The 1,098-nt window shown below is 61.9% G+C and carries 1 protein-coding gene; it reads left to right on the plus strand.

Annotated elements, in window-relative coordinates; translation table 11 throughout:
• The first annotated feature begins 52 nt into the window (after positions 1 to 52).
• Complete coding sequence (locus C7446_RS16230; RefSeq protein ID WP_121174157.1) at positions 53 to 1,072, plus strand: IS30 family transposase; 1,020 nt, start codon at positions 53 to 55, stop codon at positions 1,070 to 1,072.
• Positions 1,073 to 1,098: the final 26 nt, after the last annotated feature.

Genomic DNA, 1,098 nt, shown 5'->3' on the forward strand with positions numbered 1-1,098 from the left:
GGCGGTCTCAATGACCAAGCGCAACACGTGACCCATCAGGTACGGTGTTGCCATGAACCACTGCTATCGCCATCTTTCTGCTGAAGACCGGGCCGCCATCATGATGATGCGAGCCACGCATTCGATCCGGGCCATTGCCGCTCACCCGGGTCGTGCGCCGAGCACCGTGTCGCGAGAAATTGCTCGCCATACGGTCGACCCCATCAAGGGCTACGATGCCGGCTTGGCGGGTTATCGGGCTCGTCTGACGCGACATCGGCCACGCCAGCGTCCCAGGCTGCACCCAGACGGGGAGCTCTTCGAGGTGGTGGTCCACCTGCTGCGCAAGTACTGGTCACCGCAACAGATAGCCCGCACACTGAAGCGCATGTCTCCCAACGATTCACGTCGGCAGGTCTCGCATGAGGCCATCTACAACGCGCTCTATGTGATGCCCCGCGGCAGTCTCAAGAAAGAGCTCATCGCCTGCCTGCGGCAGGGCAACGGCAAGCGTCGCTCACGCAGTCGTGGCAAGGATCGACGCCAGCAGATTCCCGATCTGGTCAGCATCCACGTGCGGCCGCCCGAGATTGAAGTCCGCCTGATGCCGGGCCACTGGGAAGGCGATCTCATCATGGGTGCCAACAATCGCTCCGCCGTCGGTACGCTGGTGGAGCGCACCACACGCTTGGTGATCTTGGCGAAAGTGGATGGCACCACCGCCACGGCGGCGGCCGTTGGCTTCAGCGATAAGCTCAATGAGGTGCCGCGAGCCCTGCGGCTGTCCATGACCTACGACCAGGGCAGAGAGATGGTGAAGCATGCCGAGATCACGCAGAAAACCGGTACGGCGATCTACTTCGCTGACCCACATAGCCCATGGCAGCGGGGCTCCAACGAGAACACCAACGGGCTGTTGCGGCAGTATCTGCCAAAGGGAACGGACCTCTCCGTTTACAGTCAGGAAGAGCTCGACGAGATCGCCGACTCACTGAACACACGGCCTCGCCAGACGCTGGACTGGCGAACCCCACTGGAAGTCTACGCCGAGGTGCTAAAGAAATCCGTCGGCGGACCGAGCACCCTTCAATAGCGTTGCGCTTGGAACTTGAGACCGCC

The organism is Kushneria sinocarnis (genome assembly GCF_003633775.1).
Taxonomy (GTDB): domain Bacteria; phylum Pseudomonadota; class Gammaproteobacteria; order Pseudomonadales; family Halomonadaceae; genus Kushneria; species Kushneria sinocarnis.

Excerpts from the sequence above, each read along its gene's own strand:
- C7446_RS16230 (WP_121174157.1), top strand. The coding sequence starts at position 53 with ATGAACCACTGCTATCGCCATCTTTCTGCTGAAGACCGGGCCGCCATC.